Source organism: Streptomyces sp. 2131.1 (assembly GCF_900105515.1).
GTDB classification, from domain to species: domain Bacteria; phylum Actinomycetota; class Actinomycetes; order Streptomycetales; family Streptomycetaceae; genus Streptomyces; species Streptomyces drozdowiczii.
In genome coordinates this window covers 4,522,916-4,548,792 of record NZ_FNSY01000001.1, presented here as the reverse complement: position 1 = coordinate 4,548,792, position 25,877 = coordinate 4,522,916, and the positions used below count along the sequence as shown (strand labels likewise).

Annotated in this window: 24 protein-coding genes and 1 pseudogene; 14 read left to right on the top strand and 11 right to left on the bottom strand. The window is 72.1% G+C overall.

Annotated elements, in window-relative coordinates:
• Positions 1 to 9 precede the first annotated feature (9 nt).
• Positions 10 to 915, top strand: coding sequence for an SCO4651 family lipoprotein (locus tag BLW14_RS20460; RefSeq protein WP_093708672.1), 906 nt, complete (start codon positions 10 to 12; stop codon positions 913 to 915).
• 9 nt (positions 916 to 924) lie between these two features.
• Positions 925 to 1,191 (top strand): annotated as a pseudogene (locus tag BLW14_RS35225) (kinase); the annotation flags it as partial.
• Between the two features lie 253 nt (positions 1,192 to 1,444).
• On the opposite strand, the gene BLW14_RS20450 reads toward BLW14_RS35225, so the two are convergent.
• Positions 1,445 to 1,843 carry a VOC family protein gene (locus tag BLW14_RS20450; RefSeq protein ID WP_093710795.1) on the bottom strand — a complete coding sequence of 133 codons (399 nt, stop codon included), beginning with the start codon at positions 1,841 to 1,843 and terminating at the stop codon, positions 1,445 to 1,447.
• A 93-nt stretch (positions 1,844 to 1,936) separates the two neighbouring features.
• Between BLW14_RS20450 and BLW14_RS20445 the strand changes: the two genes are divergently transcribed.
• Complete coding sequence (locus tag BLW14_RS20445; protein ID WP_093710794.1) at positions 1,937 to 2,926, top strand: helix-turn-helix transcriptional regulator; 990 nt, start codon at positions 1,937 to 1,939, stop codon at positions 2,924 to 2,926.
• Positions 2,927 to 3,180: 254 nt separating this feature from the next.
• The gene (locus tag BLW14_RS20440; protein WP_093708671.1) at positions 3,181 to 3,537 is read left to right on the top strand and encodes a DoxX family protein; all 357 of its coding nucleotides are present in this window, start codon (positions 3,181 to 3,183) and stop codon (positions 3,535 to 3,537) included.
• Positions 3,538 to 3,584: 47 nt separating this feature from the next.
• On the opposite strand, the gene BLW14_RS20435 is transcribed toward BLW14_RS20440, so the two are convergent.
• The 3 genes from BLW14_RS20435 to BLW14_RS20425 form a co-directional block, all read right to left on the bottom strand.
• The gene (locus tag BLW14_RS20435; RefSeq protein ID WP_093708670.1) at positions 3,585 to 4,187 is read right to left on the bottom strand and encodes a sugar O-acetyltransferase; all 603 of its coding nucleotides are present in this window, start codon (positions 4,185 to 4,187) and stop codon (positions 3,585 to 3,587) included.
• Entirely contained in the window at positions 4,184 to 5,407 is a 1,224-nt protein-coding gene (locus BLW14_RS20430; RefSeq protein WP_093710793.1) for an RNA polymerase sigma factor, read from the bottom strand. The genes BLW14_RS20435 and BLW14_RS20430 overlap by 4 nt, the downstream gene beginning before the upstream one ends.
• Positions 5,408 to 5,481: 74 nt before the next feature.
• Positions 5,482 to 6,183: a YciI family protein gene (locus tag BLW14_RS20425; RefSeq protein ID WP_093708669.1), complete on the bottom strand. Its 702-nt coding sequence runs from the start codon at positions 6,181 to 6,183 to the stop codon at positions 5,482 to 5,484.
• Between the two features lie 225 nt (positions 6,184 to 6,408).
• Here BLW14_RS20425 and BLW14_RS20420 point away from each other — a divergent pair, with 225 nt between their 5' ends.
• Positions 6,409 to 8,058, top strand: a complete 1,650-nt coding sequence (locus tag BLW14_RS20420; RefSeq protein WP_093708668.1) for a cellulase family glycosylhydrolase — start codon at positions 6,409 to 6,411, stop codon at positions 8,056 to 8,058.
• Positions 8,059 to 8,110: 52 nt separating this feature from the next.
• On the opposite strand, the gene BLW14_RS20415 is transcribed toward BLW14_RS20420, so the two are convergent.
• The 3 genes from BLW14_RS20415 to BLW14_RS20405 form a co-directional block, all read right to left on the bottom strand.
• A complete protein-coding gene (locus tag BLW14_RS20415) occupies positions 8,111 to 8,731 on the bottom strand; it encodes a dihydrofolate reductase family protein (RefSeq protein ID WP_093708667.1) in 621 nt (206 codons plus the stop codon).
• A 114-nt stretch (positions 8,732 to 8,845) separates the two neighbouring features.
• Positions 8,846 to 9,970, bottom strand: a complete 1,125-nt coding sequence (locus BLW14_RS20410; protein WP_093708666.1) for a tetratricopeptide repeat protein — start codon at positions 9,968 to 9,970, stop codon at positions 8,846 to 8,848.
• Positions 9,967 to 11,250 carry an ATP-binding protein gene (locus tag BLW14_RS20405; protein WP_093708665.1) on the bottom strand — a complete coding sequence of 428 codons (1,284 nt, stop codon included), beginning with the start codon at positions 11,248 to 11,250 and terminating at the stop codon, positions 9,967 to 9,969. The genes BLW14_RS20410 and BLW14_RS20405 overlap by 4 nt, the downstream gene beginning before the upstream one ends.
• A 156-nt stretch (positions 11,251 to 11,406) precedes the next feature.
• Here BLW14_RS20405 and BLW14_RS20400 point away from each other — a divergent pair, with 156 nt between their 5' ends.
• The 7 genes from BLW14_RS20400 to BLW14_RS20375 all read left to right on the top strand — a co-directional run bounded on the left by BLW14_RS20400 (position 11,407) and on the right by BLW14_RS20375 (position 19,910).
• Positions 11,407 to 13,323 (top strand): serine/threonine-protein kinase, encoded by a 1,917-nt coding sequence (locus BLW14_RS20400; protein WP_093708664.1) that lies wholly within the window; start codon positions 11,407 to 11,409, stop codon positions 13,321 to 13,323.
• Between the two features lie 138 nt (positions 13,324 to 13,461).
• Positions 13,462 to 13,812 carry an SseB family protein gene (locus BLW14_RS20395; protein WP_093708663.1) on the top strand — a complete coding sequence of 117 codons (351 nt, stop codon included), beginning with the start codon at positions 13,462 to 13,464 and terminating at the stop codon, positions 13,810 to 13,812.
• Positions 13,799 to 14,362 (top strand): hypothetical protein, encoded by a 564-nt coding sequence (locus tag BLW14_RS20390; protein WP_093708662.1) that lies wholly within the window; start codon positions 13,799 to 13,801, stop codon positions 14,360 to 14,362. The genes BLW14_RS20395 and BLW14_RS20390 overlap by 14 nt, the downstream gene beginning before the upstream one ends.
• Complete coding sequence (locus BLW14_RS20385) at positions 14,359 to 18,852, top strand: putative T7SS-secreted protein (RefSeq protein WP_093708661.1); 4,494 nt, start codon at positions 14,359 to 14,361, stop codon at positions 18,850 to 18,852. The genes BLW14_RS20390 and BLW14_RS20385 overlap by 4 nt, the downstream gene beginning before the upstream one ends.
• Positions 18,849 to 19,319: a hypothetical protein gene (locus tag BLW14_RS20380; protein ID WP_093708660.1), complete on the top strand. Its 471-nt coding sequence runs from the start codon at positions 18,849 to 18,851 to the stop codon at positions 19,317 to 19,319. The genes BLW14_RS20385 and BLW14_RS20380 overlap by 4 nt, the downstream gene beginning before the upstream one ends.
• Positions 19,297 to 19,443 (top strand): hypothetical protein, encoded by a 147-nt coding sequence (locus tag BLW14_RS34545; RefSeq protein WP_177154038.1) that lies wholly within the window; start codon positions 19,297 to 19,299, stop codon positions 19,441 to 19,443. Before BLW14_RS20380 ends, BLW14_RS34545 begins: the two co-directional genes overlap by 23 nt.
• Complete coding sequence (locus BLW14_RS20375; protein WP_093708659.1) at positions 19,440 to 19,910, top strand: hypothetical protein; 471 nt, start codon at positions 19,440 to 19,442, stop codon at positions 19,908 to 19,910. Before BLW14_RS34545 ends, BLW14_RS20375 begins: the two co-directional genes overlap by 4 nt.
• Here BLW14_RS20375 and BLW14_RS20370 read toward each other — a convergent pair.
• Genes BLW14_RS20370 through BLW14_RS20360 form a run of 3 tightly spaced genes read right to left on the bottom strand, consistent with a single transcriptional unit; the run spans position 19,870 to position 22,428 of the window.
• Positions 19,870 to 20,379 carry a hypothetical protein gene (locus tag BLW14_RS20370; RefSeq protein ID WP_256332845.1) on the bottom strand — a complete coding sequence of 170 codons (510 nt, stop codon included), beginning with the start codon at positions 20,377 to 20,379 and terminating at the stop codon, positions 19,870 to 19,872. The two genes, BLW14_RS20375 and BLW14_RS20370, sit on opposite strands and share 41 nt — an antisense overlap.
• A 43-nt stretch (positions 20,380 to 20,422) precedes the next feature.
• On the bottom strand, positions 20,423 to 20,998 hold the full coding sequence (locus BLW14_RS20365; RefSeq protein ID WP_018517964.1) for a TetR/AcrR family transcriptional regulator: 576 nt from the start codon (positions 20,996 to 20,998) through the stop codon (positions 20,423 to 20,425).
• The gene (locus BLW14_RS20360; protein WP_371128082.1) at positions 20,995 to 22,428 is read right to left on the bottom strand and encodes an MFS transporter; all 1,434 of its coding nucleotides are present in this window, start codon (positions 22,426 to 22,428) and stop codon (positions 20,995 to 20,997) included. The genes BLW14_RS20365 and BLW14_RS20360 overlap by 4 nt, the downstream gene beginning before the upstream one ends.
• Positions 22,429 to 22,709: 281 nt before the next feature.
• Between BLW14_RS20360 and BLW14_RS20355 the strand changes: the two genes are divergently transcribed.
• Positions 22,710 to 23,012, top strand: coding sequence for a hypothetical protein (locus tag BLW14_RS20355; protein WP_093708657.1), 303 nt, complete (start codon positions 22,710 to 22,712; stop codon positions 23,010 to 23,012).
• A gap of 75 nt (positions 23,013 to 23,087) precedes the next feature.
• Here BLW14_RS20355 and BLW14_RS20350 read toward each other — a convergent pair whose 3' ends face one another.
• Complete coding sequence (locus tag BLW14_RS20350) at positions 23,088 to 24,437, bottom strand: DUF445 domain-containing protein (protein WP_256332843.1); 1,350 nt, start codon at positions 24,435 to 24,437, stop codon at positions 23,088 to 23,090.
• A gap of 164 nt (positions 24,438 to 24,601) precedes the next feature.
• On the opposite strand from BLW14_RS20350, the gene BLW14_RS20345 reads away from it, so the two are divergent.
• Positions 24,602 to 25,849 (top strand): SGNH/GDSL hydrolase family protein, encoded by a 1,248-nt coding sequence (locus tag BLW14_RS20345; RefSeq protein WP_093708655.1) that lies wholly within the window; start codon positions 24,602 to 24,604, stop codon positions 25,847 to 25,849.
• Positions 25,850 to 25,877 lie beyond the last annotated feature (28 nt).

Genomic DNA, 25,877 nt, shown 5'->3' with positions numbered 1-25,877 from the left:
GTTGCCGTGATGGCGAATGTGAAGTCCCGGGGAGCGAAGGCGTCCGCGTACGGGCTGGCCGGATTGCTGGCCGTTGCCGCGCTCGCCGGGTGCGGCTCCGATGACAAAGGCGACTCCGGGGCGGCCGGGAAGCCGTCCGGGACCGCCGCAAAGCCCTCCGACGCAGCCGGCAAGTCGCCCTCGCAGGTCGTGCAGGCGGCCAACAAGAACACCACCGCGGCCGGGTCCGCCAAGGTGAAGATCACGACCTCGGTCAGCGCCAAGGGGCAGAGCCGGACCGTCACCGGCTCCGGGGTCATGGACTTCGAGGACGGGGAGAGCAAGCTGACCATGGAGCAGGCGGGGCAGCGGCTGGAGCAGCGGGTCGTGGATGAGGTGATCTACCAGAAGCCGCCGAAGGGGCAGGGCGGGCTGCCCGGGGGCAAGAGCTGGATGAGGATCGACATCGAGAAGCTGCGCACCTCGGGGGCCGCCGGGAACAGCCAGGTCAGCGACCCGACCGACTCCTTCGCGTACTCCAAGGCGGTGTCCGAGAAGGACGTGAAGAAGGTCGGTACGGAGAATCTGGGCGGCGTCGAGACGACGCACTACAAGGTCGGCCTCGACATCGACAAGCTCGCCAAGGGCGACGCCGCGCAGGCGAAGAAGCTGCGCGAGCAGCTCGGGGAGACCGTGCCGATGGACCTGTGGATCGACGGCAAGGGGCTGACCCGGCGCCAGCAGATCGAGATGACCGCGCAGCCCACCGGCGGCGCCAAGGACTCCGGGTCGGCGAACCAGGGCAAGGCCAAGGTCGTCATGGACTTCAGCGACTTCGGGACCGACGTCGACGTGGACGCGCCCGCCGCCGGGGACACCGTCGACGTGACGGACAAGGTCGTCAAGCAGGCCGGTCAGCAGAAGCAGCAGTCCTGACCCACCGGGCCGGCGACGCTAGCCGAGGTGGCCGACGGGGACGAGGTGGTGGCCGTCGCCGCGCGGCTCGGGCGGCGGCCGCCGGCCGTGCCCGCGCCGGGCGGGCTGCCCCGGCTGAGCGACCGCGCCGGGGAGTGGGAGGACGGGCTGCGCGAGGACGCCGCCGAGCTGACGCACGCGCTCCCGCGCCCCGTGCCGGAGGCCGCCCTCGCCACCGTAGGGAATGCGGGGCGGGAGCAGCCGGAGACGCTCGTCCACGGGGACCTGCACGGGCGGTACCCGGGCGCCGGCCGCGGCCAGGGCCCGCACGGCCTCCAGCCCGTATCCCGGCTTCCGCAGCGACGTGTGCGATCGGGCGTCCGGCGTCGATCCGCAGGCACAGGAGCAGACGTCCTTCGGGGGTCAGCGGTGCGTTCCGGTGCCCCCTGCCTCCGGTGCCCCCTGCCGGTGGCGCTCACGGACTCGGCGGCCGCGTTCACCGGGAGCCCTGGCGATCTCAGGGCTCCCGCGTGAGCGGCTGTGGGTGGCGTCAGCGTGCGAACTTTTTGATGGCCGCTGGGGTGACGGGGGTGAAGAAGTTGACGAGGTTGCCGTCGGGGTCGCGGAACAGCAGCGACCGGTTTCCCCAGGGCATCGTGGTGGGCTCGGTGACGAAGTCGGTGACGAAGCCGGTCAGGTTCTGGTGAACGCGGTCCACGTCGTCGACGAGGAACTCTGTGATCACGCTGTGGTTGTCGGCAGGGCGGGCTGAGCCCGGGGCGAACAGCGGGACGGTGCGGGTGCCGGCGATCGCGAGGGTGGCGCCTGCGGTGGTGAGTTCGGCGAAGTCTTCGGTGGCCCACGTCGCCCGCGCCCCTGTGGCTCGCTCGTAGAACTCGACGAGACGCGCTACGTCGCTGGTGATGATGCGGATCGAGACGAATTCCATGCTGATCTCCTTGGCTGTGCTGGAGGCGTGCACTGCGCAGGCTAGGAGAAATAGTGGACAGAATCGGTCCTGTATTCGCGTTAGGCTGTGAACATGCCCCGACCCACTGCCCGCGTGCTGACACTGCTGGAGCTGCTGCAGTCGGGCGGCACCCGGACGGTGGCCGAACTAGCCGACCGGCTCGGCGTCGAAGGGCGCACCGTGCGGCGGTATGTGGACCAGCTGATCGACCTGGATGTGCCCGTGGAATCGGTACGCGGCCGCTACGGCGGGTATCGGCTCGCCCCCGGGTACCGCTTGCCTCCGCTCATGCTCAGCGACGACGAGGCGCTGGCCGTGCTGCTCGGCCTGGTCGCCGGCCGCCGAGCAGGGCTGACGACGACGCAGCACACGGCGAACGAGACGGCATCGGCGAAGATCCGGCGGGTGCTGCCCAAGCACACGGCCAGTCGGCTCAACACACTTCTGGAGGCCCTCGCCTTCACGGACCGGCCCGGCGAGTCCGACACCCCGGACGCTGGGGTCCTGCTCACCATCGCCGACGCGGTGCGCCATCGCCGGCCGGTCTCGATCCGCTACACCGACCGTGACGGACGGCGCAGCGAACGCACGCTGCACGCGTACGGGATCGTCGCCCATGCGGGCCGGTGGTACGTCACGGGCAAGGACGCCGGGATCGGCGAGGACCGAACCTTCCGGCTCGATCGCATCGCAGACGCGCGGGCCCTGCCCGGCTCATTCGAAGCGCCCGCAGGTACCGGTCCGGCACAGCGCGTGTTGTCAGGGTTCGCCACGGCCGAGTACCGGCATGAGGTGACCTTGCGGATCCACGGGACAGTTGAGCAGATCCGCGCCCACCTTCCCGTCAGCGTCGCCGGCCTGGAGGAGCACGAGCCCGCGGCAGGCCAGGACCGGGCGACCGAACGATGGCTGCGCGTCGAGCTGCGGGCGGAGCGGCTCGATTGGTTGCCTCCGGTACTCGCCTCACTCGACCGGCCGTTCGTCATCGAGCGCCCCGATGAACTGCGCGACCTCGTCACGGCGCTCGCCGATCGCCTTGCGTCCTACGCCCGCCAAGCCTGACCGCGAGGAACCGATGTCATGGGACGGCACAGCTAGGGCCTGCCTCGTTGCCGCGTGTGCGATCGTTGCCGCGTGTGCGATCGTTCCCGCTCGGCCGCTCCTCGGGCCACTGGCCGAGGTCCGCAGGAGCCCGCCCGTCGTCGCGTACGCCCGGCTGCCGGCGAGCCACCTCACAGAACGGGGCCGACGATCGTCGAGTCTGAGGAGCGGCCTCCCAGGGCCTGTCTCAGCCACTCCTCAGAAGCGGAGAAAACGTGCGCACCGCATACCTCACGGTCACCATCCTCGGCATCTTCTTCAACGGCGCCGCGGCCGTGACCTATCTGATCGGCCACGAATACCCCAAGTCCCAGGCCGACATGAAGGGGATTCCTCGCAAGTACGTGCCGATACTGGGGCTGTTGCTGGCCGCAGGCACTGTCGGGCTCGCCGCCGGGCTCGCCGTGACGGCCCTCGGCACGCTCGCCGCCTGCGGCCTCATCCTCTACTTCATCGGCGCGATCATCGCCCATCTGCGGGTGGGGTCCCGCAACATCGTCGGCGGGATCGTGTTCCTGGCCACGGCGATCGCGGCCCTGGTCCTGGGCGTCCAGTACCACGGGGCCTGGTAGGCGGCCCGCCAGGTGACGTGCAGCCCCGGTCCGCCGGACGACGCCTCCTACGCGCGGGTGGTGAGGTCCGCGTCCGTGATGGGCCGGACCACCCGGCACGGCGTACCGAGTGCGACGCTCATCGCGGGGATGTCGCGGCTGACCACACTGCCCGCGCCGACGACCGAGCCGTAGCCGATACGTACACCGGGCAGGACCACGACGTTGCTGCCGATCCACACCTTGTCCTCGATCACGATCGGCTCCGAGAACCGGCCGAAGTCCGCCCGGCGCGCGGGGTGGAGCGGGTGTCCTGTCGTCGTCAGGGTCACACTCGGGGCGATCATGACGTCGTTGCCGATCCGGATGTCCACGTCGTCGACGAACGTCAGGTTCACGTTGCCGAAGAAGTCGTCGCCGATGTGGACGTTGCTGCCGAACGCCGCGTGGAACGGGGCCTGCAGGACGGTGCGTTCGCCGACCGAGCCGAAGATTTCGGTCAGCAGCGACCGCCGTCTCCCCGTGTCGCCCGGGGGCGTGTGGTTGTACGCGAAGATCTCGTCCTCGCGGCGACGGTGGGCCAGGAACGCCGCCTCGGTCTCCGTGTAAACGAGCCCCTTGGCGATACGGGCCCGTATCTCGGCGTGGTCGGCGTGGTCGGCGTCAGTCATCGTGCGGTGTTCCCTTCGGCGGGTGCGGGCTCGGTGAGCCGGCGAGCGTACTCCTCGGCGATCGCCCTGTTCGGGGCCGCCGCCCGCGCCTCCTCGTACGCCGTCGCCGCCTCCCTCGTACGGCCGAGGCGGCGCAGCGCGTCCGCGCGGACGGCGGCCAGGGCGTGGTGGCCGGCCAGCTCCTTCGGCGTACCGAGCGCGTCGACGGCGTCGAGCTGGGCCTGCGGGCCGTCCCGCATGCCGAGGGCGACGGCCCGGTTGAGGGCGACGACCGGGTTCGTACGCAGGGCGAGAAGGCGGTCGTACAGGGCCGTGATCGCCGCCCAGTCGGTCGCGGCGGCGTCCGGGGCGAGGGCGTGCTGGGCGGCGATCGCGGCCTGGAGGGCGTAGGGGCCGTCCGCCGGGAGCGCCTGGTGGGCCAGGGCCGCCCCCTCCGCGATCAGCCCCCGGTCCCACAGCGACCGGTCCTGGTGTTCCAGCGTGACCAGGCCGCCGTCCGCGTCGAGCCGTGCGGCTCGGCGGGAGTGCTGGAGCAGGAGCAGGGCGAGGAGGCCGCGCGCCTCCGGCTCGTCCGATGTCTCGGCCGTGACCAGGCGGGCGAGGCGGATGGCCTCCTCGGCGAGGCCGTCGCGGGTGGTGCTGCCGTCGCTCGGCGCGTAGCCCTCCGTGAAGATCAGGTACAGCACGGCGAGGACCCCGCCCAGCCGTTCCGCGCGGGCGCCGGGGGGCGGGACGCGGTACGGGATGCCGGCCGCCGCGATCTTCCGCTTGGCACGCAGGACGCGCTGCGAGACGGTGTCCTCGCCGACCAGGAACGCGCGGGCGATCTCGCGCGTGGTGAGCCCGCCGACCGCACGCAGGGTGAGCGCCACCCGGGCTTCGAGCGGGAGCGCCGGGTGGCAGCAGGTGAAGATGAGCCGCAGCCGCTCGTCGCCGGGCGGCGCCGGTTCGTACGCCTCCTCCAGCGCCGCCGCCTCCGCGATCTTGTCGCGTTCCGTCGTACGGCGGCGCAGTACGTCGACGGCGCGGCGCCGGGCGGCGGTCACCAGCCACGCGCCCGGGCTGCGCGGCACCCCGTCGCGCTCCCAGGCCGGCAGGGCGCGGGCGAAGGCGTCCTGCGCGCAGTCCTCGGCCAGTTCCCAGTCGCCGGTGAGGCGGACGAGCGTGCCGAACACGACGCCCCACTCGGCCCGGTGGGCGGCGGCGAGCGCCGCGCGCACGGCCGCCGGTGCGGTGTCCCCGGGAGGCGTCCCGGGGGCCCCGGCGGCCTCCGCCCCCGCCCCCACGCCCGCGCTCACCCGAAGTCCGTCCAGAACTCCCGGAGTTCCACGATCCCCGACCGGGCCATCGGGCACCGCCCCACGTACTCCAGCGCCTGTTCGCGGTCCCCGTCGACGAAGACGATCCCCGTGACCCACTCCGGCACGTCCGCGTATCCCCCGTCCGTGATGAGGAGTTCGCCGCCGCGACGGCGTACGAGCGTCGCGTCCTCGACCGGGCTCAGGTGCTCGCCGCCCAGGTAGCGGCCGGAGGCAAGTCCGTCCCGTACCCACTCCGCGACCGCGGCCGGGTCCGGGGTGTGCGGGGGCGCACCCGGGTCCGTCCGGATGATCGCGAGGAAGCGGGAGGCGGGGGCGTCGCCCTCGTGCGGGACGTTGTCCGTGTCCGGGCCGTGGTCGACCGGTTCGACGGGGCGGATCTCGACGCGGCCGCCGGTCGCCATCGGGTGCGAGGCGGCGACCTCGATCGCCTCGTCCAGGTCGGCCGCCTCCAGGAGGTCGTATCCGGCGATCCACTCGGCCGTCTCGGCGAACGGGCCGTCGGTGACCAGGACCTCGTCGGCCCGGACGCGGACCGTGGTCGTCTCCGCGACGGACTTGAGCGGCATTCCCTCCAGCCGGACGCCGCGCCCGTTCCACTTCTCGACCCATGCCTCCGGGTTCTCGTCGGTGTGCTCCGCGGCGGGGTCCGTGGCGATGAACAACACGTACTTCATGAGCGTTCTCCTTGCTGCCGTGCCGAACGTTTCATGAAGACGACGAACGGCGTCCACCGAATCCGACACTCCGCCGAGAAAAAAATTTGAAGTCGGTCCCCGCCAACCCGATTCGTCCGATCTCTTGACGTGCCCCTGACCGAATGGCTTCATGGGTTCCCACCGGTGTGGGAGCGCTCCCACACCGGTGCGTCCGCCCCTCCTCCTCCCCCATCTGGAGCCGCAGTGAGTACAGCGAGACATACGGCCGAGCGTCCCGCCACCGTCATCCTCACCGTCCTGGCCACCCTGCTCGGGTTCCTCGCGCTCGGCGGCCTCGCCCCGGCGCGGGCCGCGGCCGGTACGGGCCTGCACATCAGCGACGGCCGGCTGGTCGAGGGCAACGGCAACGACTTCGTCATGCGCGGGGTCAACCACGCGCACACCTGGTACCCGGGCGAGACCCAGTCGCTGGCCGACATCAAGGCGACCGGCGCCAACACCGTCCGCGTCGTGCTGTCCGACGGCTACCGCTGGAGCAGGAACGGGCCGGACGACGTCGCCGCCGTCATCGCCGACTGCAAGGCGAACCGGCTCATCTGCGTCCTGGAGGTGCACGACACCACCGGATACGGGGAGGACTCCGCCGCCGGCACGCTGGACCACGCGGCCGACTACTGGATCTCCCTGAAGGACGTCCTCGCCGGCCAGGAGGACTACGTCGTCATCAACATCGGCAACGAGCCCTGGGGCAACACCGACCCGGCCGGCTGGACCGCCCCCACCACCGCCGCGATCAAGAAGCTGCGCGCCGCCGGGTTCGCGCACACGATCATGGTGGACGCGCCCAACTGGGGCCAGGACTGGCAGAACGTCATGCGGGACAACGCCCAGGCGGTGTACGACGCCGACCCGACCGGCAACCTGCTCTTCTCGATCCACATGTACAGCGTCTACAACACCGCCCAGAAGGTCACCGACTACCTGAACGCGTTCGTGGACGCCGGACTGCCCCTGGTCATCGGTGAGTTCGGCGGCCCCGCCGACCAGTACGGGGACCCGGACGAGGACACCATGATGTCCGAGGCCCAGCGGCTGGGGCTCGGCTGGATCGCCTGGTCGTGGAGCGGCAACACCGACCCGGTCCTCGACCTGACCATCGGCTTCGACCCGGCGCGGCTCAGCTCCTGGGGCGAGCGCATCTTCCACGGCGCCGACGGCATCGCCCAGACCTCCCAGGAGGCCACGGTCTACGGCGGCGCCTCCGAGGGCGACACCGAGGCCCCGACCGCCCCGGGCACCCCGGCCGCCTCCGCCGTGACCGACACCTCCGCGACACTGACCTGGGCCGCCTCCTCCGACAACGTTGCCGTCGCCGGCTACGACGTCGTCCGCGTCAGCGGCGGTACGGAGACCAAGGTCGCCTCCTCGACGGCGACGAGCGTCACCGTCACGGGCCTGAGCGCCGACACCGCGTACTCCTTCGCGGTCTACGCCCGGGACGCGGCCGGCAACCGTTCGGCGCGGTCGGCCGCGGTGGGCGTCACCACGGACGAGGGCTCCACCACCCCGGCCGGCAGCTGCTCGGTCGGCTACAAGGTGGTCGGCCAGTGGCAGGGCGGCTTCCAGGGCGAGATCACCATCCGCAACACGGGCACCGCCGCCATCGACGGCTGGACGCTCGGTTTCGCCTTCGCCAACGGCCAGACGATCACCAACATGTGGGGCGGCACGCCCAAGCAGACCGGCGGCTCGGTGAGCGTCACGCCGGCCTCGTACACCTCCACGATCGCCCCGAACTCCACGGTGACCGTGGGCTTCACCGGCAGTCAGAGCGGTACGAACGCCGCCCCGGCCGCGTTCACCCTCAGCGGCGCGGCCTGCGCCGCCGCGTGACACGGAGCCGGCCGGCGGGGGCCGTGCGCCCCGGCCGGCCGGCACCCGGTTCTCAGTCGGCGACGGTGACGGCCACCGTCGCGGTGGCGCGCTCGTACGTCAGGTACGCCGTACCGCTCGCCAGGACCGTGTGGTCCGTGAGGGTCCAGGCGGCCGGCTCAAACACCGCCTTCCGCCCGAACAGCGGGATGCCCGCCCCGATCGTCGTCGGGCTCAGCTTCAGGATCAGGGTGTCGATCTCCCCGTAGAGGGACGCGGCCAGCTCACCGCCGCCGACGAGCCAGATGTCCTTGCCGTCCTCCTGCTTCAACTCCCGTACGCGCGCGACCGGATCGCCCGCGACGAGCTCCACGGCGGGGTCCGGGCTCTCGCCCAGGGTGCGGGAGACCACGAGGTGCCGCAGATGCGGGTAGGCGTCCGTGAGGCCCGCGTCGAGGCCGATCTCGTACGAGCGCCTGCCTTCCACGACCGTGTCGAAGCGGGTGCCCTCCGCCGTCACCCCGAGCGCGGCGCGCGCCGGCCCGGGCAGCGTCTCCGGGTACTCGGCGATCAGGTGCTCGAGGTAGTCCTCCGGGATGGGCCAGAAGCCGTCGGGGCCGCTGGGATCGGAGCCGTCCGGTCCGGCGATGAAGCCGTCCAGGGTCGCGGCGATGAAGTACACGAGCTTGCGCACGTACGGCCTTTCGTCCGGTGCGGCCTCCGCTTCCCGGGGCCGCCGTCCGCCATGATCGAACGGGCTTTCCGCAGGTGCAACGAGTATCCGGACTTCCGTACGTCCGGGCCCGGTTCAGCCGTTCCTCGGCCGGTCGAACCACATCGTCGCCAACGACGGCACCAGCCCCGCCCAGAAGAGCACGATCGGGACCGTGCGTTCCGTCCAGGGGACCTGGGTGATGAGCAGCGCGCAGAGCATGGCCCACGCCGCCTGCCCCAGCACGACGCGGGCCCAGGTCATCCGCCGGACCAGCGAGCGAAGGTTGACCTTGACCCCGGCACGCAGACGGCGGTAGCGCAGCACGGCCCCCAGGGCCCAGACGGCGGCCATGGGGACGAGGTCCCAGAGCCGCTGGCCGAGGACCAGGGGCAGTTCGCGCTGCGTCTCGCCGTCCGTCTGGAACAGGTCGATGCCCGCGGCGGCGAGGGCCAGGCAGAGCAGGGCGAGCCAGCGCAGGCCGCGCAGCAGTCGGTACGAGGCCGCGTCCAGGCCCTGCCGCATCGGCGCGGAGGCCGGCGTGGAGGCGAGGGCGTCGGCGTACAGGGTGGCGGCCTCGGCCGCCTTGACGCCGGGGGCGGTCGCCGCCTTGCTGGTCCGGCGGGCCAGGGCGTGCTCGTGCTGCGGGTCGAGCCGGAGGATCGCCTCGTCCATCCGGCCTGCGGCGGCGCGGTCGCCGGACATGTCGGCGATGAGCCAGGCCACCTCGTAGGCGTACACCTCCTCGGGGCCCAGCCGGATGGCCTCCTGGGCGATCCGTTCGGCCTCCCGCAGCCCGGCCCTCATGTCCTCACGCCGGACCTCGCCGCCGTTGGCCTTTCCCGAACTGATCATCCGGATGCGCCAGAGCCAGTCGGCGAGCCGTGCGTAGCCGAACCAGTAGTCGGGGGCCAGGCGTATCACCTCGCGCAGCACGCCCTCGGTCTCCGGGAAGCGGCCGCCCACGCGCAGGGCTCTCGCGTGCATGAGGAGCGCCCCGACGTGCTCGGCGTTCAGGGCGAGCGCCCGCTCGGTCGCCGCCAGGGCCTCGGCGCCGTTCTCCTCGTCCCCGAGATGGGTCCGGGCGAGTTCGATCCAGGCCAGGATGTCCTCGGGGTCCTCCGCGAGCCGCTGGGCCATCAACTCCCTGGCCTCCGCATATCGCTTGAGGCCGGTGAGCAGGTTCGCCCGCTCCACGGCGGGATGCAGGGAGGTGGTCACAGCTTGCGCCTCTTCTTCAGGTACGCCACCAGGTCGTCGTACGCCCCGCCCTCGTTGGCGAACATCGCCACGTTGCGCGCGGAGGCGAACCACGGTTCGGCTGAAGGCACGGTCTCCTTCGCGGCGGCCAGCAGGTCCTTCGAGTTGATCATCCGTACGGTCCCGGTCCGCACCGAGTCCAGCAGCGCCCGCTCGGCCGCCACCTCGCAGACATGGGCCAGGTCCGCGCCGGACAGTCCGTCGGTGGCCCTGACCAGCTTGCCCACGTCGACGTTCTCGATGGGCCGGTCGCGCAGGTGGTAGCGGAGGATCGCCTCCCGCGCGGGTGCGTCCGGCGGGAGGACGAGGATCGTCCGGTCGAGGCGGCCCGGGCGGCGCAGGGCGTTGTCCACGTCCCACGGCACATTGGTGGCGGCCAGCACGAAGACACCCTCGTTGGCCGCCGAGTCGATGCCGTCCAACTCGCTGAGCAGCTGGTTGACCACGTTGCGCATGCCGCTGTGCGCGGTCCGGCTGCGTTTGGCGCCGAGGGCGTCCAGCTCGTCCAGGAAGACCACGCAGGGCGCCTGGCGGCGGGCGGACTCGAAGACCTCGTGCATGTTGCGCTCGGAGTTGCCGATCCACATGTCGAGCACGTCGTTCACGGAGACCGACAGGAAGGCGGCGCCGAGTTCACCGGCCACCGCCCGCGCGATGAACGTCTTGCCGCAACCGGGAGGCCCGTACAGCAGCAGCCCGCCGCGCAGGCTCTTCCCGTACAGCTTGCGCAGCTCGGGGTTGCGGAGCGGGGCGAGGAACGCGGCCTCCATGCGGTCCTTCACGTCCTGCATGCCGCCGACGTCGGACAGTCGTACGGTTCCGGGACTCTCCACGTCCCACGCGTCGGCGCCGGCCGGATCGTCCTGCCCGTCCGCACGGGCCGGCGTCTCGGCGAACCGCGGCGGTACGGCGTCCCCGACCTGCTCCGCGGCGGCCTTCCAGTCGAACCCGGTGTGCGGACCCGGCGGTTGGGCCGGTGGCTGGGAGGCGGGCGGGTTCGGCGGCGGGGGTTCGGGAGCGGAGGCGGATACGGGCGGCGCGCCCATCGCACGGAGCATCAGCTCCCGGGCCTGGGCGTCACCCGGTGCGTGCTGAAGGGCCACGGCCGCCTCGGTGACGGCCTCGTCGGCCCGGTCCGCGTCCAGCAGGAGCTGGGCGAGGTGCAGCCGCAGGGGTACGTCGGCGGGAGCGGCGGCGACCGCGGTGCGCAGGCTCTGTATGAGAGGGGGGTCGTCCGGCATGATCTACAGCCTAGTGCGGCCATCCGACACCTCTGGAGGCGCTCAGCGGCCCGCTGAACGTTACGGCTCCGGTAGCTCCGCAAGGGCCCCTTGCCCAAGGGATTTGGATAAAGTGCCGTGACTACAGCCAGCGCTCTCCGGGGGAGTCACGAGTTCATGAGCGGTCAGCAGCCACGCAGCGGGGGCAACTCGCAGGTCTTCCAGCCCCTCACGGGCGACGACCCGACCACCATCGCCGGCTACCGGCTGGCCGCCAAGCTCGGCGCGGGCGGCATGGGCAAGGTGTACCTCTCGTACACGCCCGGCGGGCGGCCCGTCGCCATCAAGGTGATCCGGCCCGAGTTCGGCGAGGACGCGGAGTTCCGGCGGCGGTTCGCGCAGGAGGTGCAGTCCGCGCAGCGCGTGCAGGGGCTGTTCACCGCGCCGGTGATCGACGCCGACACCAAGGGCGCGCAGCCGTGGCTCGCCACCGCGTACGTGCCGGGCCCCTCGCTCGCAGACGCGGTCGTGGAGCACGGCGCGCTGCCCGTCGAGGCCGTGCTGCTGCTGATCGCGGGCATGGCCGAGGCGCTGCACGTCATCCACGGGGCGGGGATCGTCCACCGCGACCTCAAGCCGTCGAACGTGCTGCTCGCGGCGGACGGACCGCGCGTCATCGACTTCGGCATCGCCTACGCGGCCGACGCGACGTCCCTCACGGGCAGCGGGGTCACCATCGGCACCCCGTCGTTCATGGCGCCGGAGCAGGCCGCCGGGCGCCGGGTCACCGCCGCGACGGACATCTTCGCGCTGGGCCAGGTCGCGGCGTTCGCCTCCACCGGGTCGCCCGCGTTCGGTGAGGGGACCTCGCACGGGGTGCTCTACAGGATCGTGCACGAGGAGCCGGACCTCACCGGTGTGCCGGAGCGGCTGATGGAGCTGGTCGGGCGCTGCCTGGCGAAGAACCCGGAGGACCGGCCGTCGGTCGCCGAGGTGATCCAGCTGTGCCAGACCGCGAACGCGGAGACGGTGCTGCGGCGGCCCGAGGACTGGCTGCCGAAGCCGGTCGCGGCCGACATCACCGTACGGGCCGCCGCACCGGCCCCCGTGCAGACGCCGCCACCCCCGTCGTCCGCGCCGGCCACGCCCGCCTCGCCGCCTGCCGAGACCGCGCCCGCGGCCCCCGCGGCTCCGGCCGCCCCCGCCGCGTACTCGCCCACGACGCCGGCGCCGAGCACCCCGCCGCCGGGATACGGCCCGCCGGTCACGCCGCCGCCGGGGCAGGGGCCCGCGCCGGTCGGCCCGGGGGCGTTCGGCCCGCCGTCGGGGCAGACCCCGGCCTACGGGTACCCGGCGCAGCAGGCGTCCTACGGTTACCCGGGCCCTGCGCCCGCGTACTCCGGCGGGGGCGTACCGCCGCACGTCACGCAGCCGACGCCGCAGGCCGGTGCGCCGACCCCGCCCAAGCGCCGTCGCGGCAAGGTGGCGGCCATCGCGATCGTCGCGGCGCTGCTGTTCGGCGTCGCGGGCGGCGGTACGGCGTACTTCCTGCTGAAGGACAACGGCAAGGACGACAAGAGCACGACCGCCCACGACAAGGACAACAAGCCTGCCCCCAAGGCGAGTACGAAGCCGACCCCGGAGCCCACCGTCACGGACGACGACGGCTCCACCCCGGAGGACTCGGGCTCGTCGCCCTCCGCCACGTCGAGCCCGGATCCCGAGGACTTCCCGGGCATCAACCTCACGCGGGGGTACCACCTGACGTTCGGCGACCCGGAGGTCAGGCCGCAGAGCGGCGTCGACAGCGGGTACGACCTGACGTACGAGTCCGGCTACTTCGAGGCGGAGAGCGAGGACGGCCGCCTCACCCTGCTCGACCCCGGGCAGCAGGGATCGCTGGACGTCTGCCGTGCGGAGACCCGGTACGCCGACAACATCCCGGTGGAGGACCTGTCCAAGGGGCGCCAGATCTGCGTCACTTCGGGCACGGGCCACCTGGCGCTGCTGACGTACCAGGGGCACGCTCCGGAGGACTCCCCGAGCGACTACGTCACGATCGACGTGACGGTGTGGCGCAACGCGGCCCAGTAGGGCCCCCGTTGGGACGGATGCGGCGGCGGAACCCTGCGTGAAGTGGGGTTCCGCACACCCCTGCCATATTCACCGATGACCAGCACGTGTGTGCGATAACTTTTCCTGGGCGATAGCGAGAGCAAACCAGGGGGAGACATGTCGCTGCGTGACCTGCTGCGCGAGGAAATGTTCGCGTCGATGTCCCGCTCCGAGCAGATGGCCGCCTTACGTTCCGCCCGTCTGTACTTCCAACGCCCGGAATCACCGGGCTTCTTGGTGAGTGAGACCGAGGAGGGACCGGTGGTGCCGGTCTTCACCTCCGTCGAGGCGCTGGGGCTGTTCGCCGGGGCCTGCGCGTGGGCGTCCACCACCGTCGAGGACCTCGTGGAGCTACTGCCCGCGGGGGTGCGCGCGTTGGTGGATCCGCTGGGGCCGAGACCGCTCGTGCTGGACGCGGGGACGCTGGAGGCAGCGGAGGCCCGGGGAGCGCACGATGGCGGATCCTGACGCCGGGAGCACGCCGACGGGGCCGGGGCCGGCCCCGGGGGACGGGTACCGGATCGAGATCGATTCGGTGCGCAAGGTGCTCGCCCCCCTGGAGGAGTCCGTGGTCGCCGCGCACAAGATCAAGCGGGACTGGAACACGTTGTCCGCGGAGATCACGGAGTCGGCCGACTTCGACATCGTCGGGCCGACCCGGACCATGCTGGAGAAATGGGGTTTCGGCATGGGGCGGGTGGCCGAGGACACGGACGTCGTGGTGGAGACGCTGCGGGTGGTCCTCGCCGCCTATGTGCTGGCCGATCTGCTGTGCATCGAGAACTTCTCGCCGACCGCGGCCAACATCGCCAAGCTGCCGTTCGGGGAGGAGGGCATGAAGGCGTGGCAGGAGGGGTCGCGCCCGAAGTTCGACCCGCCGCCCCAGATCTACCAGGAGCCGTGGCTGGACGACGGCGACTCCGGCAGTTACCAGGACGTGCCCCAGCACCCCCGCCTGCGGGTGGACGGCGGCTGGGAAGTGGACGGCGGATCGAACGGGAAGGGGCCGGTGATATGACGAGCCGTGACGCGATGGAGGGCGGCGAGCGCGAGCGCATACCGCCGCACGCCAAGCCCGGCGACGTCATCTACGGAGACCCGGAGGACGTCGACGGCCTCGCTCTGAAGCTCCTCGCCTACGCGGGGGCGTTCAAGGAGGGCCTCGAAAAGCTCGACGACCTGTCCCTGATGGACTGGACCGGGGCCGGGTCGGAGGCGTTCAAGGACGCCACCCGCGCGCTCCCCCGGGAACTGGAGTCGGCCCAGAAGTACTTCGAGGCATCCGGGAAGGCCCTGGACTCCTACGCGTACACGCTGCGCTCGGTCCACACGCGGGTCAGGCCGATCATCGACGACGCCGACGAGGCCCGGGCGACCTCCAAGAAGTACTGGAAGCGTGTCACGGACTACAACGCCGCCGTGGAGCGCAAGGACGATCCGCTACCCGAGCGGCCGCCGGACGACGATCCGGGCCTCGCCGCCCTCCAGGACTGCTACGGCCGCCTGGACAAGCTGGAGAGCGAGCTCGACACCGTCGTCGTCGCGTCCAGGCGCAAGCTCGACGACGCGGCGGAGCACGCCCCCGACAAGCCCCCGCCCCGCAAGGGCTGGGACAAGTTCCAGAAGGGGGTCGGAGACTTCTTCGGCGGTGCGGGCGACACCATGCGCGGCTGGTACGAGGGGTTCGACGACCTCGTGAACGACGGCCCGGACGGCCTCGGTCTGCACCTGGCGGGCATGGTGGACGGGGCGTCCTACGCCGTGCAGCACCCCCAGGAGTTCGCCAAGGCCGTCGTCCACTGGGACGAATGGCAGCGGAACCCGGCCCGGGCGGCCGGTCTGCTGACGCCCGAAGTCCTCCTCGCCCTCGCCACCGGCGGCACCGGCGCGGCGCGGCGCGGGGCCTCCGTCGCCAAGAACGCCGCGCAGCGCCTGCGCGGCCGGGTGGAGGGTCTGCGCCGGGACGGCAGCGCCCGCGCGCGGACGGACAGCCACCCGGACAGGAACACCACGCCCAACGAGGAGCGCCCGACGACCGGTGAGCCGATCGACGTGGCGACGGGCGAAATGCTCATGTCCGCCACCGACGTCACGCTGCCCGGCGCCCTTCCGGTGGTCCTGGAGCGGCACTACGTCTCGGGGCACCCGTGCGGGGGCTGGTTCGGCCCCACCTGGGCGGGCACGCTCGACCAGCGCCTGGAGATCGACGGGAGGGGGATCGTCTACGTCACGGACGGCGGCATGCTGCTGACGTACCCGGTCCCGACGCCCGGTGAGGCGACGCTTCCCACCTCGGGGCCGCGCTGGCCGCTGTACTGGGACGGCGACCCGGCCGGCACGATGCGCATCGTCGTCCCGGACCGCAACCGCACGTTCCACTTCGCCCCGCTGCCCGTGAGCGGCCGCGAGCTGGCGCTGACCGCGATCACCGACCGGAACGGCGACGGCGACCGCATCGACGTCGTCTACGACACCCAGGGCACGCCGAAGGAGATCAGGCACTCCGGCGGCTACCGCATCGCCGTCGACACCGATGCCGGGATACCTCGGATCACCGCCCTGCGTCTCCTGCACGGCGCGCGGCACGAGCAGAGCACCACCCTCGTCTCCTACTCCTACGACGCCGCCGGCAACCTGGCCCAGGTCTTCAACTCGACCGACAAGGCGATGCGTTACCGGTACGACGCGGAGCACCGCATCACGTCGTGGACGGACCGCAACGGCACCTCGTACGGCTACGTCTACGACCGGCAGGGCCGTGTCCTGCGGGGCATCGGGCCGGACGGCATCCTGTCGGGCCGCATGCACTACGACGAGGCCGCCCGCACCTCCCGCTACACGGACTCGCAGGGCAACACCTCCGTGTACGTCTGCAACGAGGCGTACAAGATCGTTTCCTACACGGACCCGTTGGGGAACACCACGCTCACGGAGTGGGACGACGACAACCGGCACCCCGTCGCCGTGACCGATCCGCTGGGCCGCACCACGCGCTACGGCTACGACGACGAGGGCCGCCTGGTGACCGTCGAACGGCCGGACGGAACGGTGGCCGGTACCGTCTACGACGACCGCGGCCTGCCGCTGGAGACCCGGGAGCCGGGCGGCGCGGTGTGGCGCCACACGTACGACGAGCGCGGCTCCCACACCTCCACCACCGATCCCGGCGGCGCCGTCACCCACTACGGGTACAACGACGCGGGCCACCTCACCTCCGTCACCGACGCGCTGGGACACACCACCCGGTTCGTCACGGATGCGGCGGGTCTCCCGGTCGAGACGACGACCCCGGTGGGCTCCACCCTCCGGATGCGCCGCGGCCCGCACGGACAGGTCACCGCCGTCACCGACGCCCTGGGCCGGACCACGCGTCACGGCTGGACGATCGAGGGCATGCCGGCGTGGCGCGAGGGGCCGGACGGCGCCCGCGAGGAGTGGCAGTGGGACACCGAGGGCAACCTCGTCCTCCACACCGACGAGGCCGGCAACACCACCACCTACACGTACACCTACTTCGACCAGCCCGCCACGAGGACCGACCCCGACGGGGCGCACCACACCTTCGCCTACGACACCGAGCTGCGCCTGACCGGGGTCACCAACCCGCTGGGCAAGCAGTGGAGTTACACCTACGACGCGGCGGGACGCCTGGTCGCGGAGACCGACTTCGACGGCGCCACCCGCACCTACGAACGCGACCCGGCGGGCCGCCTCACGGCCCAGACGAACGCGGTGGGCCAGACACTGCGCTTCACCCTCGACGCGCTCGGACGCATGACCGCCCAGCTCGACGAGTCCACCGGCGAGGTGACGTCCTACGCGTACGCCGCGAACGGTGCCCTGCTCCACGCGGACAACGCGGACGCGGCGGTGACCCGGGAGCACGACGCGGTCGGCCGAGTCATATCGGAGTCGGTCAACGGCCGCACCAGCACGTACACGTACGACGCCATGGGCCGCCGCACCTCGCGCACCACCCCCGCGGGCGTGCGCTCGGACTGGTCCTACGACCCGGCGGGCCGCCCCACCGGGCTGAGCCGGGGCGACGGCGCTCTCGCCTTCGCCTACGACGCCGCGGGTCGTGAGACGGAACGCCGCATCGGAGACGCCACCACCCTCACCCATGCGTGGGACAAGGGCAACCGCCTCATCGCCCAGACCCTCGCCACCCACGAGGGGAGCGAGGAGGACCGGCTCCTCCAGCAGCGCACCTACGCCTACCGCCCGGACGGTTACCTCACCGAGATACGCGAACTGACCACCGGGACCAGGCGTTTCTCGCTGGACCCCATAGGCCGGGTAACCGACGTCCAGGCACACGGGTGGAGCGAGAGATACTCGTACGACAGGACGGGCAACCAGACCCACGCCGACGCCCCGCACCACCCCGCGACCGGTGAACGAAGCTACGACGGTGCCCTCATCCGCCGGGCAGGTCGCACCACCTACGAACACGACGCCGCCGGCCGGCTGATCCGCAGGACCCGCAAGCTCCTCAACGGCCAGGTCCGCACTTGGACGTACACGTGGAACGGGGAGAACCGCCTCACCCGGGCCACCACTCCCAGCGGCGAGGAATGGACCTACGCCTACGACCCCCTGGGCCGCCGCGTCTCCAAGACGGGTCCCGACGGTGCCGTCCTGGCCTTCACCTGGGACGGCACGGCCCTGGCCGAGCAGTCGGCCCCGGACGACACGACGACCACCTGGGACTACGCGCCCGGCACCCACCGCCCGATGGCCCAGTCCGTCCGCCGGACGGCCGAGACCGACACCATCCCCCAGTCCGAGTACGACGCCCGCTTCTTCGCGATCGTCACGGACCTGGTCGGTACGCCCGTCGAGCTGGTCACGCCGGACGGCACCCTCGCCCGGCAGGCCCGCACCACCCTCTGGGGCACCCCCCTGCCCGCCGCGGACGGCGAGGCGGACTGCCTGCTGCGCTTCCCCGGCCAGTACGCGGACGAGGAAACCGGCCTCCACTACAACTACTTCCGGCACTACGACCCGGAAACCGCCCGGTACACCACACCGGACCCGCTCGGGCTGGCCCCGGCGCCCAACGCGGTCGCCTATGTCCGCAACCCCCACAGCTGGACCGACCACCTGGGGCTCTCCGGCGACCCGGAATGGGCCAACCCGGAGGACATCAACTTCTCCCAACGTACGGTGTCACCGAACGACTACGTGGAGAAGATGCGCTCCGGGGAGTGGGACTGGCAGCGTCCCGGCACGGCGTTGAAGGTCATGGAAGTGGACGGTCAGCTGGTCTCGTACGACAACCGACGGCTCGACGCGGCGCGCGAAGTGGGGCGGCCGGTCATCATCGAGCGCGTCGACCCCAACGCAGTCCACCCCGATTCGACCACCGGACGGACCTGGGCGGAACAGTTCAGAAGGCGTATGAACTCCGGACGGAACAGAAACGAACTCGGCGAGCCGGTTCCCCCCACCGGACTCCAGGAAAGGCCACAGCACGTGCGCAACGGAAAGTGCAAGAAGAAATGACCACGATCGAAAGGCTGTGGGAGGGGGACTACGAGCTTCCCGCCGAGGACGGGCTCTACTTCGCCGACGGGCGTTCCTACGACGTGGACATCACTCCTGGAGCGCCTGCGGGCCTCACGGTGCTCGAACCCTTCGACGTCGACGCGATGCTGGCGGAGGACCCGTCCTGGGTCTCCGCGGTGGGCGTGCTCGCCGTTGTGGAACTGGGAGACGGGGGGCTGCTGTGGGGCGGCGAGGGCACGATGGGCGCGGACGGGTTCGTCGCCCGTCTGACAGCCGACCGCAAGCTGATCTGGGCGGTCTTCTTCGCGGACTCCAATCCCTTCGACCAAATCCAGGTGCGGGGGAACGTCGCTACGTGCCACTCGACCGCGGAGTTCGAGCTCGCGGTTGACATCGACGATCCCCGGAACCCGGTCCCCCGGGTCAGCGATAGTCCTCCGGATGCCCCTGCATCCACTGGTTGATCCGGTCGCGCGTGCCGATCAGCCGCTTGCGGTGCTCCAGAACGAATTCGGCGAACCAACCCCCCTCGCCGGGCTGAAAGAAAGGCCGCAGCCCGTGCGCAACGGGAAGTACGAGAAGAAATGACCACGATCGAACGGCTGTGGGAGGAGGGCTACCAGCTTCCCATCGCGGACGCGCTCCACTTCGCCGACGGGCGTTCCTACGAGGTCGCCCTCATCTCCGGGGCGCCGGCCCGCCTCGCGGTGCTCGATCCCTTCGATCTCGACGCGATGCTGGCGGAGAACCCGGCCTGGGTGTCCTCGGTCGACGGGCGCGCCGTCGCAGACCTGGGGGACAGGGGGCTGCTGTGGGGCGGCGAGGGGTCGTACGGTTCGGAGGGGTTCATCGTCCGTCTGACTACCGACCGTAAGCTGATCTGGGCGATTTTCTTCGCGGAGTCCAATCCATTCACCCGGATTCGAGTGTTGGGGAACGTCGCTATTTCCTACTCGTCCGCCGAGTTCGAGCTCGCGGTCGACATCGACGATCCCCGGAACCCGGTCCCCCGGGTCAGCGATAGTCCTCCGGATGCCCCTGCATCCACTGGTTGATCCGGTCACGCGTACCGATCAGCTTGTCCCGGTCGTCCTCCAGGCTGGTCGTGTCGTCGGCCACCGCCTTGTCCAGGGCGGCGAGCCACTTCAGCGGTTCGCTGAAGTGCGCCGGGTCGTCCGCCTTCATCGACGCGGCCAGCCCGGTCAGTTCGGAGCTGATCCGGCCCAGGAAGTACGCGCAGTCGTGCCCCGGCTCACAGCTGTCGTGGTACGTGGCCTGGAGGCCGGCGAACGCGTCGCGCACGGCCTCGGGGCCGGGGTTCGGCGGCTCCGTCCTCGGCGCGTCCTCCGCCTCCTCCTGGGCGTCGGCCGCGGCGGCGTTCACCGACGGGGCGACGTACGGGACGTCGGCGCCGGGGCCCTGCGAGGTCGTCGCCTCCGAGCAGGCCGTGGCGGTCGCCAGGAGTACGGCGGTCACCGCCAGGCTCGCGCGTACGCGGGCACGGGTACGGGTACGGACAGACATGCGACCCCCCTGATCGGTTGGCCCAGACCATACCGCGTGTGGGTCAGCCCGTGATCAGGCTCTGGAGCGCCGGTGCGTACAGGTCCGCGATGCGTTCCGGTGTCGCGGACGCCCCCGCTCCCTCGCGGTGGAGGCTCAGTGTCGCGCCGAGGCCCAGCAGGTGGCCGGCCAGGAGCTCCGCGCGCAGGGCGCGGTCCTCGCCGGGGAGGCGGGCGGTCAGCGCGTCGGTGACCTGTTCGTGGAAGCGGTCGCGGAGCAGGGAGCGTTCGTCCTGGTTGCCCAGGGAGAAGACGACGCGCAGCAGCGGGTCCGACTGGAGCGCGCGGCGGCGGGTGATCAGGGTGACCACCATGTGCCGGCCGAGCACGTCGAGCGGGGCGTCGAGGAGGAGCGCGGCGGCCGGCCCGAAGTCGGCCACCGTGTTGAACAGTTCCTCCTTGCGGCCGAAGTGCTTGACCACGAGGGACGGGCTGACCCCGGCGTCCGCCGCGATGCCCCGGATCGTCACCTCCGCGTACGGGCGCTGGGTGAACGCCCGACGGGCCGCGCGGAGGATGGCGTCGCGGCCCGTGCCGCTGTCCGTGGCCGGGGTCGTCGCGATGGCCTGGCCGCCGGTCATGCACCCTCCTGGATTCCCGCCGGCCGCGCACCCCCCGTCAGGGTGCCCGGCGCCTTGCGGCTCTCCTCGACCGTACCCGCCCCGGCGGGCCTGCCGCCCGGCAGCATGAGCGTGACCAGCAGGGCGAGCAGTGCGGCGCCCGCCGCGATCACGAAGACCAGTTGGTACGCGTGGAGCGTCGGCGCGGTCCTGCCCCCCGCCCGGAAGGTGATGTTGGCGAGCACGGCGGCCACCGTCGCGCTGCAGAACGCCTGGCCGATCGAGCGCATGAGGGTGTTCAGGCCGTTGGCCGCGCCGGTCTCGCTGACGGGGACGCCGCGCATCACGAGGGCGGGGAGCGCCGAGTACGCGATGGCGGTGCCGGAGGCGACGACGGTGGCGCCCGCGATGATGAGCCACAGGCTGTGGCTGGTGAAGTACCGCACCCCGTATCCGGTGGCGATGATCCCGGCCGCCAGCGCGAGGCTGACCTTGGGGCCGTGCTTGGCGGAGATCCGGGCGGAGACCGGGGACAGCGCCACCATGGCGACACCGCCCGGCAGCAGGCACAGGCCGCTGACGACGAGCGAGGCGCCGAGCCCGTACCCGGTGGCCTTGGGCTCCTGCACCATCTGGGCGGTGACCAGCGAGTTGGCGTAGAAGGCGAAACCGATGAGCAGGGCCGCGATGTTGGTGAGGAGGACTGCCGGCCGGGCGGAGACCCTGAGGTCGACCATGGGCGTCGCGACGCGGAGCTCGTACGCCCCCCAGATCAGCGCCACCACGACGGCCGTCACGAGCAGTCCGAGCGTCCGGCCCGAGGTCCAGCCCCAGTCGCCGCCCTGCGTCACCGCGAGCAGCAGGCAGACGAGCGCACCCGACAGGCCGAGGGCGCCGAGCACGTCGAAGCGGCCGCGGGAGCGCAGCGGGGACTCCGGTACGCAGGTCAGGACGAGCACGATGTCGAGGAGGCCGATCGCGCCGGAGACCCAGAACATCGTGTGCCAGTCGAAGTTCTCCACGACCAGCGCGGCGATCGGCAGGCCGACGGCGGCGCCGATGCCGAGGGTGGAGCTCATCAGCGCGACGGCGGCCAGCACGCGCTCGGGCGGCAGTTCGTCGCGCAGGATGCTGATGCCCAGCGGTACGACGGCGATGGCGGCGCCCTGGAGCGCGCGGCCGGTGATCAGCACCCCGATGTGCGAGCTCGCCCCGCACAGCACCGAGCCGACCACGAGCACCGCGAGCGAGGCGACGAGCACCCGCCGCTTGCCGTACATGTCGCCGACCCGGCCGAGGACGGGCGTGAACACCGCGCCGGTGAGCAGCGTGACGGTGACCAGCCAGCTCGCGGCGGCCGGGGTGGCGCCGGTCAGCTCGGGAATGTGCGGGAGCAGCGGGACGACGATCGTCTGCATGACCGCGACGACGACCCCGCAGAAGGCCAGCACCCCCACCGCGAAGCGCGGGTGCGGGGCCTGGACCGCGGGGGCCGTGGAGGCGGCGGGGCGGGTATGTCCGCGGGCATGTCTCTCCGTTGCGGGCTCGGCGGCGCATGAGGGGGTGCACGACTGTTCACCCCCAGGGTAAACGCTTGTGCACCCCCTCGGCGACGGGAGGGCGGAAGCGCGAGTTAGCCTCGATCCGGGCGCCGGTGCGGCGCGAGGCGGCCGGCGCGTACGCGTACGCCGGGCGCACACCCTTGACATGGACGTAGACGGAGGTGACCGCGATGGCGAAGGTGCCGGCAGCGGCGGTGGCGGCGGGCGGACTGGTCGGCGGTTACGCCGTCGCGCGATGGACCCGCAAGCGGCCGCTGGGCGGGGTCGCGCTCGCCGCGGCGGGCGGCGTCGCCGCGTACGAGTGGAACCGGCAGGCGGGCCCGCGCGCGGCCGTCGCGCTGACCACCGCGTACGTCGCCGCGTTCGCGGGCTCGCACCCGCTGGCCAAGAAGGTCGGCGCCTGGCCCGCCGTCTTCACCGTGGCCGGCACGGTCGCCGCCGCGTCCTGGGCGGTCACCCGCCGGTCGGCCTGAGCCGGGGCGCCCTCCGGGCGCGGTGAGGGCGCGGGCCGCCGGCCGCCCCTCACACGGCCCCGCCCCGGGGCCCCCTCACCCCCAGAGCGCCCACGACACCGTGTAGATCGCCAGCCCCGCCAGCGCCCCCACCACCGTGCCGTTGATCCGGATGAACTGAAGGTCACGCCCGATGTGGGCCTCGATCTTCCGCGAGGTCTGGTCCGCGTCCCAGCCGGCCACCGTGTCGCTGATCAGCGACGTGATCTCCGCCCGGTACGTCGTCACGACGTACACCGCCGCGTCCTCCAGCCACCCCTCCAGCTTCCCCTGGAGCCGCTCGTCCGTCGCCAGCCGGGCACCCAGCGACATCAGGGAGGCCCGGGCGCGCAGCCGCAGCTCGCTCTGCTCGTCCTCCGCCGCCGCGATCACCATCGCCCGCACCGACGCCCAGGCCGAGGCGATGACGTCCTGGACCTCGCCGCGCCCCAGGACCTCCGACTTCAGCCGCTCCACCCGGTCCCGGGTCTCCGAATCGGTCTGGAGGTCGGCCGCGAAGTCCGCGAGGAACGTGTCGATGGAGCCGCGCGCCGGGTGGCCCGGCATGTCCCGCATCTCGGTGACGAAGCGCAGCAGCTCCTTGTAGACCCGCTCCCCGACCCGCTTGTCCACGAACCGGGGCGTCCAGCCCGGCGCCCCGCCCTGCACCGCGTCCATCACCGAGTCGCCGTGCAGCACCAGCCAGTCGTGCGCCCGGGCGCAGACCAGGTCGACGAGCTTGCGGTGGCCGCCGTCCGCGACGATCTTCTCCAGCATCTTGCCGAGCCCGGGACCGATCTCCGCCGCATTCGCCCGCCGGGTGATCGCCTCACCGACGACGGCCTGCACATCCGCGTCCCGCAGGACGGTGAGCGCCCCGCGCAACGCGGTCGCCAGCTCGGCCGTCACCCGGTCCGCGTGGGCCGGCTCCGCGAGCCAGCCGCCGACCCGGCGACCGATGCCCAGGGAGTGAATCCGGTCACGTACGACGTCCCCGGAGAGAAAGTTCTCGCCGACGAAGGAACCGAGGGAGGCCCCCAGCTGGTCCTTCTTGGTGGGAATGATGGCGGTGTGCGGAATGGGCAGACCCAGCGGACGCTTGAAGAGGGCGGTGACCGCGAACCAGTCGGCCAACGCACCCACCATGCCCGCCTCGGCGGCCGCGGCGACGAAGCCCGGCCAGCCGCCCACCCCCTCGTTCTTCGCCCAGGTGGCGAGGACGTACACCAGCGCGACCAGCAGAAGGAGGCCGGTGGCCGTGGTCTTCATACGGCGTACGCCACGACGCTTCTCCTCGTCCGCCGCCGTGTACGCGAACGAGGCGAGGCCCGCAGGCCTCGCACTCCCACCGGGCCCCGGGGGCAGTTCGCCCCGCTCGGTCCGCCCGGTCCCATCGATCCGTTCCATCCGCTCCACCCGTCCGCGTACGCACAGCCCCCGGCGACCGCTACGCATTGTGCCTACCTGACCTACTCCCGGGCCGCACGTCGAGTTCCCCGCGCCCTGCCGCATCATGGGAACCGGTCCACCCCCCCTCTCTTTCCTCTTTTCCGCAAGGAGACACACCGCCCATGCCCAGGCGCCAGGGGTACGCCCTGCTCATCGCCCTCGTGACGGGAACCGCCGCGCTCGCCGCCGCCGTGGCGATCGCCGGTTCCCTGCTGTTCACCGGGCCCAGGGCGACGGCCGCCGCGACCACCGCCCCGCAGGGCGTTGCCCGGACCCCGGCCGCCCCGGCACACTCCACCGGCCACTGGCTCGCCACCTGGGCTGCGGCCCCCGTCCTCGGAATGGCCGACCCGGCACAGGCGGAGGACCAGAGCCGGCGCGTCATCCGCAACGTCGTCCACACCAGCGTCGGCGGCGCCGAGGCCCGGCTCACCCTGTCCAACCTCTTCGGCACGGCACCCCTGCTCATCGACCACGTCACCGTGAACACCCGCCCGGTGACGTTCCGCGGAGCCCCCTCCGTCACCGTCGCGGCCGGTGGGCAGACCGTCAGCGACCCCGTCGCCGTCCCGGTCAGCGCCGACGCCGACATGGTGGTCGCCCTGCGCACCCCCACCGCCGACGGCCCGGTCACCTCGCACCCCAACAGCCACCAGACCTCGTACACCGAGGACGACCGCGGCACCTGGTCCACCACGCAGTGGCGCTACCTCACCGCCGTGGACGTACGCGGCGACGCACGGGCGACCGCGACGCTCGTCGCGTTCGGCGACTCGCTCACCGCGGGCACCGGCTCCACCACCGACGCGAACACCCGCTGGCCGGACGTCCTCGCCGACCGCCTGGACGGCAGGTACGCGGTGGTCAACGAGGGGATCGCCGGCAACCGCCTGCTGCGCGACCGCATCGGCCCGCGCGGCCTCGACCGCTTCGAGCGCGACGTACTCGGCGTCTCCGGCGTGAAGACGGTCGTCATCGCGCTCGGCATCAACGACGTGCAGGCGTTCCCGAAGGAGACCGACCCCGCGCGGATCACCGGCGCCCTGCGCGGCCTCACCCAGCGCGCCCACGCACGCGGCCTGCACGTCGTCGGCGCGACCCTCATGCCGTACCGGGGCTACCGGACCTGGACGCCCGCGCAGAACGAGGTGCGCGAGCGCGTCAACGCGGAGATCCGGGCAGGCGGCGTCTTCGACGAGGTCATCGACTCCGACCTCTCGATGCGCGACCCGGCCGACCCGCGCCGGCTGAGCCCCGCGTACGACTCCGGCGACCACCTGCACCTGAACGACGCCGGCTACGCCCGGCTGGCAGCGCAGATCGACGTCCGCCCGCTGCTCACCACCAGGGCGACGACCGGCGCGCTCTGACGCCGACCGGGTGGGAGGCGCCGGGCTC

Bases quoted from the DNA above. Each gene is read 5' to 3' on its own strand.
- BLW14_RS20380 (WP_093708660.1), top strand. From the start codon at position 18,849: ATGACCACGATCGAAAGGCTGTGGGAGGGGGACTACGAGCTTCCCGCC.
- BLW14_RS20365 (WP_018517964.1), bottom strand. From the start codon at position 20,998: ATGACCGGCGGCCAGGCCATCGCGACGACCCCGGCCACGGACAGCGGC.
- BLW14_RS20390 (WP_093708662.1), top strand. From the start codon at position 13,799: ATGGCGGATCCTGACGCCGGGAGCACGCCGACGGGGCCGGGGCCGGCC.
- BLW14_RS20395 (WP_093708663.1), top strand. From the start codon at position 13,462: ATGTCGCTGCGTGACCTGCTGCGCGAGGAAATGTTCGCGTCGATGTCC.
- BLW14_RS20355 (WP_093708657.1), top strand. From the start codon at position 22,710: ATGGCGAAGGTGCCGGCAGCGGCGGTGGCGGCGGGCGGACTGGTCGGC.
- BLW14_RS20405 (WP_093708665.1), bottom strand. From the start codon at position 11,250: ATGCCGGACGACCCCCCTCTCATACAGAGCCTGCGCACCGCGGTCGCC.
- BLW14_RS20385 (WP_093708661.1), top strand. From the start codon at position 14,359: ATGACGAGCCGTGACGCGATGGAGGGCGGCGAGCGCGAGCGCATACCG.
- BLW14_RS20375 (WP_093708659.1), top strand. From the start codon at position 19,440: ATGACCACGATCGAACGGCTGTGGGAGGAGGGCTACCAGCTTCCCATC.
- BLW14_RS34545 (WP_177154038.1), top strand. From the start codon at position 19,297: ATGCCCCTGCATCCACTGGTTGATCCGGTCGCGCGTGCCGATCAGCCG.
- BLW14_RS20370 (WP_256332845.1), bottom strand. From the start codon at position 20,379: ATGTCTGTCCGTACCCGTACCCGTGCCCGCGTACGCGCGAGCCTGGCG.
- BLW14_RS20350 (WP_256332843.1), bottom strand. From the start codon at position 24,437: ATGGAACGGATCGATGGGACCGGGCGGACCGAGCGGGGCGAACTGCCC.
- BLW14_RS20450 (WP_093710795.1), bottom strand. From the start codon at position 1,843: ATGGAATTCGTCTCGATCCGCATCATCACCAGCGACGTAGCGCGTCTC.
- BLW14_RS20425 (WP_093708669.1), bottom strand. From the start codon at position 6,183: ATGAAGTACGTGTTGTTCATCGCCACGGACCCCGCCGCGGAGCACACC.
- BLW14_RS20345 (WP_093708655.1), top strand. From the start codon at position 24,602: ATGCCCAGGCGCCAGGGGTACGCCCTGCTCATCGCCCTCGTGACGGGA.
- BLW14_RS20460 (WP_093708672.1), top strand. From the start codon at position 10: ATGGCGAATGTGAAGTCCCGGGGAGCGAAGGCGTCCGCGTACGGGCTG.
- BLW14_RS20445 (WP_093710794.1), top strand. From the start codon at position 1,937: ATGCCCCGACCCACTGCCCGCGTGCTGACACTGCTGGAGCTGCTGCAG.
- BLW14_RS20435 (WP_093708670.1), bottom strand. From the start codon at position 4,187: ATGACTGACGCCGACCACGCCGACCACGCCGAGATACGGGCCCGTATC.
- BLW14_RS20400 (WP_093708664.1), top strand. From the start codon at position 11,407: ATGAGCGGTCAGCAGCCACGCAGCGGGGGCAACTCGCAGGTCTTCCAG.